The organism is Terribacillus saccharophilus (genome assembly GCF_002272745.1).
Lineage (GTDB): Bacteria > Bacillota > Bacilli > Bacillales > Amphibacillaceae > Terribacillus > Terribacillus saccharophilus_B.
In genome coordinates this window covers 20,976-35,451 of record NZ_NPBD01000015.1, presented here as the reverse complement: position 1 = coordinate 35,451, position 14,476 = coordinate 20,976, and the positions used below count along the sequence as shown (strand labels likewise).

Below are 14,476 nucleotides of genomic sequence, written 5' to 3'. Positions count from 1 at the left end.
TCTATTGATACAGCCACTGCACTGCGTCAAATTTTGCATTTCCTCCTTCAGTAAAGAAGGCAACACCGTTACTATCATTTTCTGGAAATATCCTTGCGGTCATAACGGCCTCCCCGTCATTGATGAAAATCTCGACAGATGACTGATCGACAAACAATCTGAGTGTTATTTTTCTTGCATCTAAGGCATAACGTCGAATGCTTCCATTATCATTTTTCATCGCTGCACCTGACCGTGTTCGGTCTAAGACAACGTACTTAGAAACTGCGTCATAATAAAGCAGCGTTTCTTCCGTATCTCCAGTTCGAAAAGAAATTCCGGCTTTTGCAGCACCATCCATACACAATTCACAAAACAATTCATAAGAAGATCCATTTATTTCTGCGAGCTGAATCTTAGTATTGTGTACTGTATGAGAAGCAGTATATTTCTCTTTTCGAAGCAGTTCTACTTCCTTCACAGGTCGCTGCAGCAGTATGCCATCTTTGATGCTAAGTTCTCTCGGAAGAGTAAGGCAATGCGCCCAGCCATGCATATCTGTTGGATAATTAGTATCGGGAAGTCCCATCCATCCAATGAGGATGCGCTTACCATCAGGTGAAAGGGTGGTTTGCGCAGCATAGAAATCGAAACCTCTATCTAGTTCCATGAAGTTGCCATGCTGAAAGTGCGGATTTTCAGGGTTAATTGGCTCACCCATCAAATAGCCAGCTTGATGAATATTTTCAAAACGATCTTTTTCTGCTAATAATCCTTGCGGGCAAAAGAGAAGGACACCTTTTTCTCCTAACTCGAAATAATCAGGACATTCCCACATATATCCGAAATCAGCAAAGGAGGTTTTCAGCTCCCCCATGAATGACCAAATATGCATATCATCTGATTTATAAATCAGCACACATCCTGTTTTATTCAGACGCTGTGCACCTAAAACTGCATAGAATCGGTCAGCTGCTTTCCATACTTTAGGATCACGGAAATGGGCGGTGTAGCCTGGAGGGGGGGCATCAATGATTGGAGTTTCTTGTTTTGTGATATTTCCGTCTTGATCCATCACTGCAAGACATTGATAAGGATGCCTCATCCAGTCTTTATCCCTAGTATTACCGGTGTAAAAGAGGTAGAGCTTTCCATCCTCAGCCAAGGCACTGCCTGAGTAAGCGCCATGTGAGTCATATTCGTCTCCGGGTTCTATCCCAATCCCCATGTCTTCCCAATGAACCAAATCAGTCGATGTTACATGATACCAATACTTCATTCCATGGACGGGACCAAATGGGTGCCACTGGTAAAAGAGATGGTACTGGCCATTGAAATAGCCAAATCCATTTGGATCGTTCAATAATCCGATAGGGGGTTGAACATGGTAATGCTGTCTCCAAGGAGAGGCATTGACCCGCTTTGACAAATTTTCCAACTCATCAGGGGCAGCATCCGATAATAGGCGGTATTTATCTGCATTTGTCATCTTATCACCACTTTCCAAACATTTTCCGGAACCGGTTCCAAATTGAATTAAAAAAAACCAAAGATTCAAGTCCATAAGTGATGGAACCGGTTTCTTTGGTAATAGCATATACTGTGTCTTATATTATGTCAACGCTTTCACGCCTTTTTAATTGCACAGGGTAGGTGGTGAGGTTCTCGCAGTATTCATCCTCGACAAGCTGTACAATTTTTTCACCTGCTCTTTTCCCGGCGTCTAAGTAATCGTATTTAACCGTAGTCAAAGCTGGTGTGACTATCTCTGCTGTATCATAACCACCAAATCCGGCAATTGATATATCGACAGGAATTCGAAGGTTAAGTTGATGTGCTGCTTTGATTATACCTAAGGCGATGTTATCGGTTGCACCGACAATCACTGTAGCTTCTGTTTTGGAAAGGAAGTTTTGTGCCAACACCATCGCATCTTGCATCCGAAAGCTTGTTTCCAGATAATCAGCATAGCGGTTATGACGTTCAAGTGCCTCGCGGAAACCGCGCTTCCGTTCGATGCCCACTGCAATATCACGTTCCGTAACGCCTAGGTAAATTATTTGATGATGCCCTTGCTCTACAACAAATTCACCCATCATCTTGCCTGCCTCATAATCGTCATGTATCAAGCTGGGAAGTAAAGGGTGCTGCTGGCCCACTAATAGTATTGGTATACTTGCTTCTTTTATAGCTTGCAAGTGCTCCGTTGTAATTTGTGTAGACATGAGGATGATGCCTGCGACCTTCTGTCTTGCAAAGTTATGAATAGCTTCAATCTCCCGACTGACCTCCTGATTAGCACTTGCAATCAGTAATTGATAGCCCTGCCTGCGTAAGGATTCATCAATCCCCATCATCGTATGAGAGGCAGCAAAGGAATCCAGACGTGGAACGATAATTCCGATCATAGCAGTTTTCTTAGCCTTCAGACTTTGGGCAAAAGTATTTGGTACATATTTTTGTTCGTTTATAATACGCTCCAGCCTTTTCTTTGTGGCTGTACTGACAGAACCGCCATTCAAATAGCGAGATACCGTACTTTTTGAAACTCCAGCCAGATCTGCAATATCTGCTATAGTCTTCATCTTTTCTTTCCTTTCCTTTCAAAAAGCATTGGTTTTCCTCAGTATACTATGAGAATGACGGACTTGTCATAGAGACTAGATTTCCCGCCGCAAGGCCCGCAGTACATCCACATTTGTTGCCTGTTTCGCTGGTCTTGATCCAGAGAGGATTGTAACTACCAGACAAATAGTGATGCTAATGGCAGCCAAAAGAAACGGAATAGAAGAAAGCTGCAAAGTGGCAGGGATTTCCTCTTCAAATATCTGCTCTAATATCATTGGAACTCCGGCATTCACAAGGAAGCTGATTAAATAAGCGACAGCTGTACCAATTAGAGCGCCAGCCAGTCCGATAAAAGTACTCTCCATAAGGAAAATTTGTTTGATTGTTTTAGGATTTGCTCCGATTGCTTTCATGATGCCGATATCAGGTGCTCGCTCGGTTACTGCCATCGTCATTGTATTATAAATTCCGATAGAGGCGATTAAGACCGCAATCGTACCTACGATTATAAGTCCGGCTTTCGCAACATTAAATAAAATGTTGATGTTTTTCAGCTCCTCTAAATTCGAATAAGCTAAATAGCCTTTCTCATCCAAGGATTTCAAGATGGTTTCTACTGATTCCGCATTGGAAGCATAAACTTCTACTTGGTCGAACAGCGGATCTCCCTGCTCTGTATAACTGTCTGTTACATGTAATGCTTCATCAAGCGTTCTTTTCAATTCAAGAGTCGTCTTCACGGAATTAGTGTAGATGTATTCATTTGCTGGTGCTGCTTCAATCCCGACAATCTGGACTTTTTCCGTTGCTGTGCGAGGCTCGCTCCCATCCTCCGGAAAAGTAGATACCTCAAGCTCGATTTCTTTGTTGAGGACCTCTTCTTTGTATAGATGTTCAGACTTTATCGTACCATCCTCTGCAAACTTGTCCTTTTCTTCGACGCCATCTTTCCCTAAGAATTTAGCAAAATCACTGCTGACGACGATCTCATTTTTTTTCTCAGGCAATCTCCCGCTGCCAAGTTCAATCCCTGCCTGTTTTTCGTTTTCAAAATCAACAGCAATAGCAGAAGGCATCTCGTTCGTATACCCGTCTAGATGAAAGTTAGTTTCATCCAGACTTTGAATCTGTCGCACTGCATCGACATTTTCAATCTGCTTTAATTCAGAAATGTTTTTTGTCGTAAAACCTAGCTGATCCTCATCACTTGTACCGTAGATATCAATCTTTGTTACAGCTCTGCTTTCCAGCTCGTCTTTGATTAACGAGTCATGCAAACCAAAACCGACAGACGCCAGGACGATCAGAAAACAACTTCCCATGGCAGCTGCGAGTATCGTCATGAACACACGAACCTTATTCTTCTTCATATTCTGCTGGACAAAACGCCACTTATCTTTGAATGTCATACCGGCATCACACCTTTCACTTTTAGCATTTGGCCATCTCTGATTTCCAGCTGTCTGTCTGCAATTGCTGCAACTTCTTGATCATGTGTGATGATAAGGAATGTGATGCCAGCTTGTTTATTCAATTTGCGAATGAGAGAAAGTAGGTCTGCTTCTGTATCGCTATCCAAGCTTCCAGTTGGCTCATCTGCTAAAATAAGTGGCGGATCAAGTATAAGTGCTCTGGCAATCGCAACGCGCTGCTGTTGTCCGCCTGATAATTCGGAAGGGTAATGCTCTGGAAATGCTTCCAGCTCAACTTGGCGTAATATGTCCTCAACTTTTTGCTTACGCTTTTGTTTCGGTGTTCCGTTCAAAATGAGCGGTAGTTCGATATTTTGAGCCGCGGTCATGCTCGGTATCAGCTGGAAGTTTTGAAAAATATAGCCGATATGCTCCAGACGGAAATCAGCTAATCTTCCCTCATCCCAGCCGGTTATCATTGTTCCATTAATTGCTACTTCACCGCTGGTTGGCTGAATAAACCCGCCGATAATATGCAATAAAGTTGACTTGCCGGAACCACTCTTACCGATGAGGCTGACAATTTCTCCTTTTCCTACGTGTAAATCAATTCCGTGCAATACGGGAACTATCGTTTCTTTTGCTTTCTTTCCCATCGTGTAGTGATGAGATACTTGTTTGATCGTTATCATTTTTTCTCCCCCTGTTTTGCCTGCTATTAATAACGACGCTAGCAAGAAGAAAAAGTATACAAAAAAATCCTGCTGTCTTTTCAGACGGCAGGATTCATCATGCTTATTTGTTTTTCTTCTGGCGGAAACCGCCGGCGATATCCGCGCGTTTGAACTCTTTGCCAAATGTCACTTCGCGGGCATCGGATAAACTAACGCCATTCATACGTACAGGCTGATAGTTGCCATATTGCTTAGCCATGCGATCATCCTCCTTTTTACAGGTTATCAAAAGTGTGCCCCTGGACCTTATAATCTAAACAGGGGTTGCATCTTCTAAAAGAACAGCTATAATAAAGAACAATATATGTGTGCCGATAAGAAAGAGAGTACTGCAGCTGGAAACAAAAGCGAGTCCCGGATGGTGGAAGCGGGATGTGGAAAGCAGCAGGAACCGGACTTTCTTGGCTGCAGCCCTGAACGAACGCTAAGTAGGGGCTGCCGGGAAACATCATTTCCGTTATCTAATTGAGCAGGTCCGATTAGGACAATTAGAGTGGCACCGCGGATTAAACCGTCTCTTCCAAGTGGAAGAGGCGGTTTTTTTATTTGAAGGAGGAAATAAGAAATGTACAAATTAAGTGCAGCGGAATTATTAGCAAATGCATTGAACAAGCCAGCAGAGGAAACGATGAAACAAATCGAGAGACCGAAACAGCTCCACCATGGAGACTATGCTTTTCCATGCTTTGCTTTGGCGAAGGAAAAGAGGCAGTCGCCGCAGAGCATTGCAGCTGAACTAGCAGCAGAATTATCACATGAAGAATTTTCTGCTATTACGGCAGTGGGCGGGTATGTAAATTTCACACTAGATAAAAAGCTTGCTGGCAGCAGCGTGGTAAAAGATATTCATCAGCAGCGTGTAGCATATGGAAGTACAGCTATCGGTCAAGGTCAGACAGTGACAATCGATCTTTCTTCTCCTAATATTGCAAAGCCCTTCTCGATGGGGCATCTGCGCTCTACAGTCATCGGAAACAGCATCAGTCTTTTGCTTGAAAAGCAAGGCTATGAGGTTGTAAGAATCAATCATGTTGGTGACTGGGGCACGCAATTTGGCAAGCTTATCTGTGCCTATGAAAAATGGGGCGAGGAAGCGAAGGTACGTGCCAATACGATTCCGGAGCTGCTGAAGCTGTATGTCCGTTTCCATAAAGAAGCAGCTCAGGATGAGCAGCTGGAACAGGAAGGCAGAGACTGGTTCCGAAAATTAGAGCAAGGAGATGCGTATGCAAATAAGCTTTGGCGCTGGTTCCGTGACGTATCAATGGAGGAGTTCGGGCGTGTTTACGAGATAATGGGCGTACACTTTGATTCAGATGCAGGAGAAGCCTTCTACAATGACAAAATGGAACGTGTAGTAAAGGAATTGGAGCAGAAAAAACTGCTCAGTATGTCGGAAGGTGCCCAGGTAGTGCGTTTGGATGAATTTGATCTACCGCCTAGTTTGATCAAGAAAAAAGATGGCGCTACACTATATGCAACACGTGATCTTGCTGCGGCAATTTACCGTAAGGAAACATACCAGTTTTCTAAAAGTCTGTATGTCGTCGGACATGAACAGAGCCTGCATTTCCAGCAGCTGAAACTTGTTTTGGATAAAATGGGCTATGAGTGGGCTGAGGGAATCAACCATATTCCATTTGGTATGGTACTGCAGGATGGAAAGAAAATGTCGACCAGAAAAGGAAAGTTAGTACTGCTTGATAAAGTGCTGGAGCAGGCAATCCAGTTGGCAGCCACTAACATTGCAGAAAAAAATCCGAACTTGCCAGATAAAGAAGAAGTGGCGAGACAGGTTGGAGTCGGTGCTGTACTTTTCCATGACTTAAAGCATGAACGTATCCATGATATCGATTTTTCGTTAGAAGATATGCTCCGTGTGGAAGGAGAGACAGGACCATATGTGCAATATACGCATGCTCGAGCTTGTACGTTGCTGGCTAAGGGAGGGGAAATTCAGGGCGTATTGGAAGTCGATGAAGAGACAGCTGCTGCTGCTTGGCCGATTCTCTCCCTGCTGCTGCAGTTCCCGGGTGCAGTTGGCAATGCAGCAATCAACTATGATCCTTCCAGAATCGCAAAGTATGTGATTGATCTTGCCCAAGCATTCAACAGCTATTATGGAAAAGTACGTATCCTGGAAGAAGATGAGAAACTCGGTGCCCGCTTGGCAGTTGTCGAGGCTGTTGCATCAGTTTTGGAAGAAGGTCTCCGTCTCTTGGGGATACATGCACCGAGACAAATGTAATTAGCTCCAGATCGAATTTCCAGTAACAGGGTCCTGCTTCGGTATCGGGACATTCGGGATTTGCTGTAGTGCTTGGTCGTATTCGTCTGGCTTGTCCGTTTTCGTATCAAAGGACATGCCGTCCGGATAAGCGCCAAGTACTTGGAAATCAATAGATTCCTGAATCCGTTTGTGGGCCGTTCCTGCAGGCAGCACAATCACATCTCCGCGAGATATATTCAGCTGTTCACCATCTGGTCCGCCCAGCTGAACAGTTGCATGACCACTCAAAACACCGAGTACCTCATGGGCGGTGCTGTGATAGTGATGATAAGGGAAGATGCCATTTACCCAGCTATTACGCCATTGATTTGAATTGAATAATTCCCGCATTGTATCAGTATGGTTGATAGCATTCCGGTAATAAAGAACAGGGAGTTTATTATTTGGATAGGTGCCATCGTCTTGGAAATGGAATTTTTGCATGGTATACCTCCTTTTTCTTTGTCATTTACCCGACTATTCGATAATTATATTCCTTTTTATGCAAATCATACTATTTTTCATGTGAGACTGCGTTTATAATACGGATAAATACTCAGAGACAGGCGGTTACGCATGAAAATAAAAGCATTTTTTGTCGCATTGGCGGGTCTTGTCATTCTTACGTCATGCAGTGGAGGAGTTCCGAAACAACAAACAGAAGCGGTACAGGCAGTGCAGCAAAATATAGTTGAACTGGAACCGAAAGAGATGCCTGCTAGTCAGTCGATTTCCGTTACAGCCATTGGCGATGTGCTCCTGCATAGCTCGATTTATACGAACGCGAAGACAAAGACAGGCTATGACTTTGATCCGATTTTTCAAGATGTTAAGCCCTACTTAGATAGTACGACACTCACTGTTGGCAACCAGGAATCCATTATGGGTGGGGAAGCGCTAGGTGTATCCACTTATCCGACCTTCAATAGTCCCGATGAAATTGGCAACACCTTGAAGGATGTGGGAGTCGATGTAGTCACGATGGCTAATAACCATACATTGGATCAAGGAGAAGCTGGAGTGAAGCATGCCGCTGCTCAGTACGAGAAGATCAAAATGGCATATACTGGTGCGTATGCGAACAAGGAAGATAGAGAAAAGCTAACGATAGAAAAAACAGCAGAAGGTATCTCGGTCGCTTTTCTTAGCTATACGTATGGAACAAACGGAATTGCTGTCCCCAAGGGCAAGGACTATCTAGTCAATCTGATCGATAAGCAGAAGATAAAAGATGACATCAGCCGAGCTAAACAGCAAGCAGATGCTATTATTGTTAGTTTACATTTCGGTGTTGAATATGAAGATGATCCTAACGAGGAGCAAAAGGACCTTGCTCAGTTCGTTGCTGACCAGGGTGCGACAGCAGTTTTAGGCTGCCACCCCCATGTGTTGCAGCCTGTTGAATGGCTGACAGGAAAAGAGGGGAATAAAACTCTCGTCATCTATTCTCTCGGGAATTTCCTCGCTGCTCAGGAAGAAACGGATCGTCGCATAGGTGCTGCTTTTCAATTTGATATTGAGAAAGAAGGAAAGACGGTAACTGCGAAGGCCCCAAGAATGCTTCTCACGTACTTATCTTTTACTGATTGGAAGCATTACCGTATTCAGCCGATGTATCAAGTGCCGGAAATGAAAAGTGATTATGAAGCAAAGAAGAAGCATATGGCAAAGCTTGCGCCAGATCTTTCCTTCATTGAAACGAATGCATCGAGCTAACTGCTTGATTTCCGCCTTGTGTGTACCGTATCTTTAGAAGGAAAAGCAGAAGGGGGAAACAAACAATGGAACAAATCAATACTAAAGAAAAGTTCAAAGAAGTTATCTTGAGTGAAGAGCCGGTCATCGTTAAATTCTTCGCAGACTGGTGTCCGGACTGCACGCGTATGAATATGTTTATCGATCAGGTGCTAGCGGAATATGGCAATTATAAGTGGTATGAGTTGAATAATGATGAGGTACCTGATGTTGCCGCTGAGCAGGATGTAATGGGAATTCCAAGTATTCTCCTATTCCAAAACGGTGAAAAGCTGGCGCACTTGCATAGTGCAAATGCGAAATCCCCTGAAGAGGTTATCGCGTTCCTCCAACAGCAGCTTGGATAATTAATTTGTAAACCGAAAAGCTTTCCTGAATCAACAGGAAAGCTTTTTTAATAGCAGCATCTTTTCTTTGACTAAAAATGTTTCCTTTGGTAAACTTGCGCTAATAATAACAAGAAAGAAGCGATTTTTATGGGAAAAGAAAGAGATAAGGGGTGGCTTAGCAGAGCGGGTGATGCGAGTCTGGAAGAGTCGAACCATAGTGTTGCTATTCCGGAAAACGGAAACTTCTTCAAGAAGCTATTCGCTTTTATGGGACCGGGTGTTCTTGTGGCAGTCGGTTTCATCGATCCGGGTAACTGGGAGACTTCCATTTCAGCAGGTTCTTCCTTTGGCTATATGCTGCTTTCCGTCGTCCTGCTTTCTAACTTAATCGCCATGCTCATGCAGGGGCTGGCTGCCAAGCTCGGAATCGCAACTGGACGTGATTTAGCGCAGGCGACAAGGGATGCGTTTCATCCTAAAGTGGTCGTGGTACTATGGCTGCTGACAGAGCTTGCCATTATAGCAACGGATTTGGCCGAGGTATTAGGTTCTGCCATAGCACTTAATTTGCTATTTCACATACCGATTATGGTAGGCATAGTCATTACAGCGTTGGATGTTCTTCTGTTGCTTTTATTACAGAAAAAAGGATTCCGCTGGATGGAAGCGATCATTACTGTACTGATGATAACTATCGCAGGGTGCTTTCTTTTCGAGATGATTTTCTCACATCCTGCACTTTCGGAAGCAATAAAAGGTTATATCCCTTCACCGGAAATAGTGACTGACCCATCGATCTTGTTCCTGGCACTTGGTATTCTCGGTGCAACTGTGATGCCGCATAACTTGTATCTGCATTCCTCCATTGTGCAAACAAGGAATTACCAGGATACAGAAAAGGGTAAGAAGGAAGCAGTAAAATTTGCGTATATAGACTCGACCTTCTCGCTCGGTGTTGCTTTCTTCGTCAATTCAGCGATTTTAATCCTTGGTGCAGCTGCTTTCCATACAATCGGACAGCATGTGGAAGGTATTGAAGATGCATACAAGCTGTTAAGTCCTGCTATTGGTGCTGGAGCTGCTAGCTTCCTGTTCGGGTTTGCGCTGCTTTTATCTGGTCAGTCTTCGACTATTACAGGAACATTGACTGGACAGATAGTAATGGAAGGATTCATTCAATTCCGCATAAAACCTTGGGTCAGACGACTTGTTACAAGGATTATCGCCATCATTCCGGCGCTTATTGTTGTCGGAATTTACGGCCCTTCAAGCACAGGTGATTTACTCGTTTGGAGTCAGGTAATCCTTAGCCTGCAGTTGTCCTTTGCCGTTATTCCGCTTGTGTTGTTTACAAGCAGTAAGAAGAAGATGGGCTCATTTGTGAATAAGCCTCATATCAAAGTGCTTGCGTGGACAGCAACAGGATTGATTGTGTCACTGAATGCGTTCATGCTCGGATATATGATCGTGACAGGACATGCATTATAAAGCCGGTTTCCGCCGGCTTTTTTATTTGCCATAGTTTAGCTGGTCTAAGGTGCAGGGAACGATAATAGGGAAGGAGAGGAGAATGATGCAAACATTCGAACGTGCTGTATATTTAGTGAATGGAAACATGGATGATGACCTCATGGAACGTGAACTGGGACAAACACTGCCAAAGCTAGCGGCGTCGATTAAACAGCTAGAGGTCATGCAAACGAAGGATCTGGAGGAATTGGTGAGCTATAGCCGGGAGGTTGCAGAGCGTATTGATTTATTGATTATACACGGTGGTGACGGTACCATCCATCAAGTCATCAATGCTATTGCACCTTTACCGAAGCGGCCAACAGTTGCAATCATTCCCGGAGGTACTTGCAATGACTTCAGCCGCATGTTAGGTCTGCCGCAAAATCTAGGGAAAGCAGCAGAGGCAATCGCTGGCGGGAAAACTGCATCAATAGACATTGGCCAGTATGAGGATTCGTACTTCTTAAATTTCTGGGGAGTGGGGCTTATTGCGGATGCATCGAATAATATCGATGAAGATCAGAAAGCCCGCTTGGGCGTGCTATCTTATTTTATTAGCACCTTAAGAACGGTTAATCAGGCAGAACCATTTTCATATGAAATGGAAATTGACGGTGAAAAATTAGCTGGAGAAGCAGTTATGATTTTGGTGATGAACGGTCGATTTATCGGTACAAGAGAGTTCGCAGGGCCAAATATCAGGCCGGATGATGGTAAGCTGCATGTTATATTTGTAAAAAACTCTAATCTAACCAGTTTTAAAGAACTCCTCCAGATGAAACAAGATAAAACGGTTCTGTCAGATCTGACTGAGATAGGTATTCAGGAAGCTGAGAAAATTCGTTTTTTATCACCTGCTGGCAAACCGATTGATATGGATGGAGAGGTCTATCATGAGACGTCGGGTGAAGTGAAAATCCTGCCTGGACACCTTGAAATGATAATTGGAGAATAGTTTGACAATTCAATTCATACCCTCTATACTGGAAATACTTACAAGGAAAAGGAGGGGAATCAGATGTTGCACACACTTTCGCGTGAAGCCGATAAGAATCTATTGCATCGCCGCGCGATTATTCATGGTTTTGTTGGTAACGGGATACGTATGCCCTTTTTTACCAACTGAATAATGGATAATGTGCAGGATCTATCTCTCTACGACACGATTAAAAAGAAAAGGCGTTTCGGAGAACCACACCTGCGTGTGGTTTTTTTGTACCCTTATTTCTCATTTGTCAGAGTCAGACAGTCTCCCTGTCTGGCTTTTTTTTATAGAAAAAGGAGCGGATAACATGTTAATAACATTGAAGGACGTCAAGAAAATCATGGGCGGTAATATATTGTTTGAAAAGCTGAACCTGGAGCTGAAACCAGGAGAAAAGCTAGGTCTAGTAGGTCGAAATGGCAGTGGTAAATCAACAATCTTTAAATTGATCACCGGTACGGAGATTTGTGACGATGGGCAAGTATTTATACGCAAGCAAGCAAAAATAGGTTATTTGGAGCAGCTTCCTGTTGGGCATGCAGGCACTGTTAAGCAGTACTTGATGGGTGCATTCGAGGATCTTGCTGCTTTGCAGGAAAGAATGTGGAAATTAGAGGAGCAAATGTTGGATCCAGAAAAAATGGAGAAAGCATTGGCTTCTTATGGAGAGGTGCAAACCGCATTTGCAGAAGCAGGCGGCTATGAAATGGATGCACAAATTGCGCGGACAGCGAACGGCTTGCATATCGCGCAGCTGTTGGAGAAACCTTTCGCCAAACTGAGCGGAGGGGAGAAAACAAAGGTCGGCTTGGCGTATGTTCTCCTGCAGCAGCCAGATCTGCTGCTGTTGGATGAGCCGACAAATCATCTTGATTTATCAGCCATTGAATGGCTGGAAAACTTTCTGGCGAATTATGGGGGAGCAATATGTATCATCTCGCATGATCAATATTTCCTGGATGCAACTGTATCGCGTATTGCTGATTTGGAGGATGGGGAGGTGACGGTCTATACCGGAGATTTCACCTCTTATCTGAAGCAAAAGGAAGCGAAGCTCTTACAGGAATTCGAAGCGTACAAAGAACAGCAGAAAAAAATCAAAAAAATGAAAGAGACCATCAAACGATTGAGATTATGGGCAAATCAGGCGAACCCGCCGAATGAAGGATTGCATAAGCGTGCGCGTAATATGGAACGGGCATTGGAGCGAATGGAGAAACTATCCAGACCGAATATTGATCCAGCTAAAATGAAGCTAAAGCTTTCTGCAGATGAACGCAGCGGCGAAGATGTCATTCGCTTGGAATCAATCAGTAAGTGTTTTGGTGACAAGGAAGTACTGCGGGATATTATGCTGCATGTACGCTATAAAGAAAGAGTAGCAATTGTAGGCGATAACGGCAGCGGCAAGTCGACACTGATCAAGATAGTCCTTGGCAGTTTAAGTGCTGACAGCGGAATTGTCAAAGTCGGGAGTGCAGTGCAGGTGGGCTACCTGCCGCAGCATGCATTAGAGGATGCAGATCCAGCTATGCGAATGATTGATTATTTTCGAACAGTGATCTCTGTGACTGAAGCAGAAGCAAGGCATTTGCTGGCAGCATTCATGTTCTATGGCTACGCTGTCTTCCAGCCGATCGGTCGCCTAAGCGGGGGAGAAAGAATGAGACTGAAACTAGCCATTTTCATGCATCAAGGTATCAATTTGCTTATCTTGGATGAACCGACGAACCATCTCGATTTGGAATCAAGGGAAGTACTGGAGGAAGCTCTTGGGCGTTTCAATGGAACAGTGCTTGGTATCAGCCATGATCGACATTTGCTGAATTCCTGTTTTGATCAGACTGCTTACTTAGAGAACGGGGTGCTGCATCGTTATCTGGGTAATTATGAAGAGACAAAGAACCATTGGAAGGTAGGTAAACAATAGAAAAGCTGCGAGCATGTGCTCGCAGCTTTTCTTTATGCTGTCGGAATTCCGCCAGTGATGCTGTATACTTGCGCGCTAACATAGCTGGATTCCTCAGATGCAAGGAACACATACACGCTGGAAAGCTCAACTGGCTGACCTGCGCGTCCTGCAGGAGTTGGCGGTGTGTTGGAGCCAAATTCAGGAATGTTTTCCTGAGGCTGTCCGCCGGAAATTTGCAATGGTGTCCAAATTGGACCTGGTGCAACAGAGTTCACGCGGATACCTTTATCGGCAATCTGCTTCGCAAGCCCCTTTGTGAACCCGATGATTGTGCTTTTCGTAGCTGCGTAATCCAATAGCATCGGAGAAGGGTTAAATCCTTCTACAGATGTTGTAGTAATGATGGAGGATCCTGCTGGCAGATGTGGTAGAGCGGCTTTTGTCAGCCAATAAAGCGGATATACATTCGTTTCGAATGTCGCTTTCAGCTGTTCGGTTGTCAAGTCTGCAATGTCCTCAACAGCTTGCTGCTTACCAGCGACAAGTGCAAGGATATCGAGACCTCCTAATTGCTCAACTGCTTCCTCTACAAGCTTATAGTTGAATCTTTCATTTCGAAGGTCACCAGGAATAAGTACGGCTTTTCTACCCTCCGCCTCAATTAGTTCCTTCACTTCTTCTGCATCAGGCTGTTCATCTGGTAGATAGTTAATAGCTACATCGGCGCCTTCTCTTGCATAAGCAATAGCAGCTGCACGGCCGATACCGGAGTCTCCTCCTGTAATAAGTGCCTTTCTGCCAGTTAGTTTTCCGGAACCTTTATAGCTTTCTTCCCCGCAGTCAGGCTTTGGGTCCATTTCCTTTTGCAATCCGGGCGGATCCTGATATTGTTTCGGATACGTTTCATGGTAATATTGTGTTCTTGGATCTTTTGGCATGTTAAGACAGCTCCTTTTCTTTTCGTGTATATGCTATTGATACCACGTATGGAAGAACTCAAACTGCATTTTTGTAATGTAAT

Annotated in this window: 13 protein-coding genes and 1 pseudogene; 7 read left to right on the top strand and 7 right to left on the bottom strand. The window is 44.1% G+C overall.

The genetic code is table 11. The annotated features are described in order from the left end of the window. Position 1: 1 nt before the first annotated feature. The 5 genes and pseudogenes from CHH58_RS14370 to CHH58_RS18210 form a co-directional block, all read right to left on the bottom strand. Positions 2–1,468, bottom strand: a complete 1,467-nt coding sequence (locus CHH58_RS14370; protein ID WP_095262772.1) for a glycoside hydrolase family 32 protein — start codon at positions 1,466–1,468, stop codon at positions 2–4. A gap of 118 nt (positions 1,469–1,586) precedes the next feature. Continuing rightward, positions 1,587–2,567: pseudogene (locus CHH58_RS14365) on the bottom strand (LacI family DNA-binding transcriptional regulator); the annotation flags it as partial. Positions 2,568–2,639: 72 nt separating this feature from the next. Beyond that, entirely contained in the window at positions 2,640–3,956 is a 1,317-nt protein-coding gene (locus tag CHH58_RS14360) for an ABC transporter permease (RefSeq protein ID WP_095262720.1), read from the bottom strand. After that, on the bottom strand, positions 3,953–4,651 hold the full coding sequence (locus CHH58_RS14355; protein WP_095228865.1) for an ABC transporter ATP-binding protein: 699 nt from the start codon (positions 4,649–4,651) through the stop codon (positions 3,953–3,955). The genes CHH58_RS14360 and CHH58_RS14355 overlap by 4 nt, the downstream gene beginning before the upstream one ends. A gap of 103 nt (positions 4,652–4,754) precedes the next feature. Continuing rightward, positions 4,755–4,892, bottom strand: a complete 138-nt coding sequence (locus tag CHH58_RS18210) for a YfhE family protein (RefSeq protein ID WP_141235024.1) — start codon at positions 4,890–4,892, stop codon at positions 4,755–4,757. A gap of 366 nt (positions 4,893–5,258) precedes the next feature. Between CHH58_RS18210 and argS the strand changes: the two genes are divergently transcribed. Continuing rightward, complete coding sequence (argS, locus tag CHH58_RS14350; protein WP_095262719.1) at positions 5,259–6,941, top strand: arginine--tRNA ligase; 1,683 nt, start codon at positions 5,259–5,261, stop codon at positions 6,939–6,941. Here argS and CHH58_RS14345 read toward each other — a convergent pair whose 3' ends face one another. Next, positions 6,942–7,406, bottom strand: coding sequence for a cupin domain-containing protein (locus tag CHH58_RS14345; protein ID WP_095261361.1), 465 nt, complete (start codon positions 7,404–7,406; stop codon positions 6,942–6,944). Positions 7,407–7,538: 132 nt separating this feature from the next. On the opposite strand from CHH58_RS14345, the gene CHH58_RS14340 reads away from it, so the two are divergent. From CHH58_RS14340 to abc-f, 6 genes are all read left to right on the top strand, one after another. Then, positions 7,539–8,678 carry a CapA family protein gene (locus CHH58_RS14340; RefSeq protein ID WP_095262718.1) on the top strand — a complete coding sequence of 380 codons (1,140 nt, stop codon included), beginning with the start codon at positions 7,539–7,541 and terminating at the stop codon, positions 8,676–8,678. A 65-nt stretch (positions 8,679–8,743) separates the two neighbouring features. Further along, positions 8,744–9,064 carry a thioredoxin family protein gene (locus CHH58_RS14335; protein WP_095228873.1) on the top strand — a complete coding sequence of 107 codons (321 nt, stop codon included), beginning with the start codon at positions 8,744–8,746 and terminating at the stop codon, positions 9,062–9,064. Positions 9,065–9,193: 129 nt separating this feature from the next. Then, a complete protein-coding gene (locus CHH58_RS14330; protein ID WP_095228875.1) occupies positions 9,194–10,534 on the top strand; it encodes an Nramp family divalent metal transporter in 1,341 nt (446 codons plus the stop codon). An 82-nt stretch (positions 10,535–10,616) separates the two neighbouring features. Then, on the top strand, positions 10,617–11,513 hold the full coding sequence (locus CHH58_RS14325) for a YegS/Rv2252/BmrU family lipid kinase (RefSeq protein ID WP_249275145.1): 897 nt from the start codon (positions 10,617–10,619) through the stop codon (positions 11,511–11,513). Positions 11,514–11,576: 63 nt separating this feature from the next. Beyond that, positions 11,577–11,684 carry an RAxF-45 family protein gene (locus CHH58_RS18935; RefSeq protein WP_430980845.1) on the top strand — a complete coding sequence of 36 codons (108 nt, stop codon included), beginning with the start codon at positions 11,577–11,579 and terminating at the stop codon, positions 11,682–11,684. Between the two features lie 166 nt (positions 11,685–11,850). Continuing rightward, positions 11,851–13,473 (top strand): ribosomal protection-like ABC-F family protein, encoded by a 1,623-nt coding sequence (abc-f, locus tag CHH58_RS14320; protein ID WP_170937641.1) that lies wholly within the window; start codon positions 11,851–11,853, stop codon positions 13,471–13,473. Between the two features lie 32 nt (positions 13,474–13,505). Here the strand turns inward: abc-f and CHH58_RS14315 are convergent, their stop codons facing one another. Then, entirely contained in the window at positions 13,506–14,393 is an 888-nt protein-coding gene (locus CHH58_RS14315) for an SDR family oxidoreductase (RefSeq protein ID WP_095261359.1), read from the bottom strand. Positions 14,394–14,476: the final 83 nt, after the last annotated feature.

Excerpts from the sequence above, each read along its gene's own strand:
- CHH58_RS14360 (WP_095262720.1), bottom strand. The coding sequence starts at position 3,956 with ATGACATTCAAAGATAAGTGGCGTTTTGTCCAGCAGAATATGAAGAAG.
- argS (WP_095262719.1), top strand. The coding sequence starts at position 5,259 with ATGTACAAATTAAGTGCAGCGGAATTATTAGCAAATGCATTGAACAAG.
- CHH58_RS14345 (WP_095261361.1), bottom strand. The coding sequence starts at position 7,406 with ATGCAAAAATTCCATTTCCAAGACGATGGCACCTATCCAAATAATAAA.
- CHH58_RS14355 (WP_095228865.1), bottom strand. The coding sequence starts at position 4,651 with ATGATAACGATCAAACAAGTATCTCATCACTACACGATGGGAAAGAAA.
- CHH58_RS18935 (WP_430980845.1), top strand. The coding sequence starts at position 11,577 with ATGTTGCACACACTTTCGCGTGAAGCCGATAAGAATCTATTGCATCGC.
- CHH58_RS14340 (WP_095262718.1), top strand. The coding sequence starts at position 7,539 with ATGAAAATAAAAGCATTTTTTGTCGCATTGGCGGGTCTTGTCATTCTT.
- CHH58_RS18210 (WP_141235024.1), bottom strand. The coding sequence starts at position 4,892 with ATGGCTAAGCAATATGGCAACTATCAGCCTGTACGTATGAATGGCGTT.
- CHH58_RS14370 (WP_095262772.1), bottom strand. The coding sequence starts at position 1,468 with ATGACAAATGCAGATAAATACCGCCTATTATCGGATGCTGCCCCTGAT.
- CHH58_RS14335 (WP_095228873.1), top strand. The coding sequence starts at position 8,744 with ATGGAACAAATCAATACTAAAGAAAAGTTCAAAGAAGTTATCTTGAGT.
- abc-f (WP_170937641.1), top strand. The coding sequence starts at position 11,851 with ATGTTAATAACATTGAAGGACGTCAAGAAAATCATGGGCGGTAATATA.
- CHH58_RS14315 (WP_095261359.1), bottom strand. The coding sequence starts at position 14,393 with ATGCCAAAAGATCCAAGAACACAATATTACCATGAAACGTATCCGAAA.
- CHH58_RS14325 (WP_249275145.1), top strand. The coding sequence starts at position 10,617 with ATGATGCAAACATTCGAACGTGCTGTATATTTAGTGAATGGAAACATG.
- CHH58_RS14330 (WP_095228875.1), top strand. The coding sequence starts at position 9,194 with ATGGGAAAAGAAAGAGATAAGGGGTGGCTTAGCAGAGCGGGTGATGCG.